This window comes from Halodurantibacterium daqingense (assembly GCF_042666235.1).
Lineage (GTDB): Bacteria > Pseudomonadota > Alphaproteobacteria > Rhodobacterales > Rhodobacteraceae > Halodurantibacterium > Halodurantibacterium daqingensis.
In genome coordinates this window covers 1-1,018 of the sequence record NZ_JBHTFQ010000038.1, presented here as the reverse complement: position 1 = coordinate 1,018, position 1,018 = coordinate 1, and the positions used below count along the sequence as shown (strand labels likewise).

Annotated in this window: 1 protein-coding gene; it reads right to left on the bottom strand. The window is 63.8% G+C overall.

Annotated elements, in window-relative coordinates:
* Nucleotides 1–38: 38 nt before the first annotated feature.
* Nucleotides 39–971, bottom strand: a complete 933-nt coding sequence (locus ACFQXB_RS20305) for an IS5 family transposase (protein WP_377407015.1) — start codon at nt 969–971, stop codon at nt 39–41.
* Nucleotides 972–1,018: the final 47 nt, after the last annotated feature.

Sequence of the window (1,018 nt, the reverse complement as noted above, 5' to 3'; positions counted from 1 at the left end):
GGGGCTGATGGCCGGGGTTCCCCTTTTCCCGGACGGACCTATCCCACAGCTTCCGTGACAGGGATGCCGAGAGCCGTGTAGCCGTTCAGGACGGCGATGCGGACCTGGAGCTCGGCGACCTGGCGGTCGAAGTCCCGTGCCATGAGCCGCTGGCCCAGCAGTTTCACACAATGCATCTTCGTCTCGACGCGGCTCCGACGGTGATATCCACTCCATCGTCGCCACAGGGCACGGCCGAGATACTTCGATGCCCGCAGGGCCTCGTTTCGGGCCATGGCTCCGGCGGTGATGGTCTTCCAGGGTTTCGCGTTCTTGCGGGGAGGGATCACGGCGTGGGCACCACGATCGGCGATCGCATCATGGCACTTGCGCGTGTCATAGGCGCCGTCGGCCGTGACGCTCCCGATGTCCTGGTCCTCCGGGATCTGCCTGAGCAGATCAGGGAGCACCGGCGCATCGCCGATGTGGCTCCCGGTGATCTCGACAGCCCGGACCTCCAGTGTTTCTTCGTCGATCCCGAGGTGGATCTTGCGCCAGACCCGCCGTTTGGGGCCACCATGCTTGCGTGCGTGCCATTCGCCTTCGCCCTCGATCTTGATGCCCGTGCTGTCGATCAGCAGGTGCAACGGACCTCTGGATCCGCGATACGGAATGTTCACGGCCAAGGTCTTCTGGCGGCGAGACAGCGTGCTGAAGTCGGGCACCGACCAGCCAAGCCCGACCAACCGCAACAGGCTCTCGACGAAGCCCGTCGTCTGCCGCAGCGCCATGCCGAATAGAACCTTCATCGTCAGGCACGTCTGAATAGCGGTATCACTATAGGTCTGCTGTCGGCCACGCCTGCCTGTCGGCACGGCATCCCAGCTCATCTCGGGGTCGAACCAGATCGTCAGCGAGCCCCGGCGCTTGAGCGCTTCATTGTAGGCCGGCCAGTTCCTGGTCTTGTAGGTTGGAGGTGTGGGGCTGCTCATGCAGCCCAGCTACCACGCTGGATTCACAACATGAATCCCTCACGCGA

What these genes read in the sequence shown, in the direction of transcription:
- ACFQXB_RS20305 (WP_377407015.1), bottom strand. Translation starts at nt 971, where the DNA reads ATGAGCAGCCCCACACCTCCAACCTACAAGACCAGGAACTGGCCGGCC.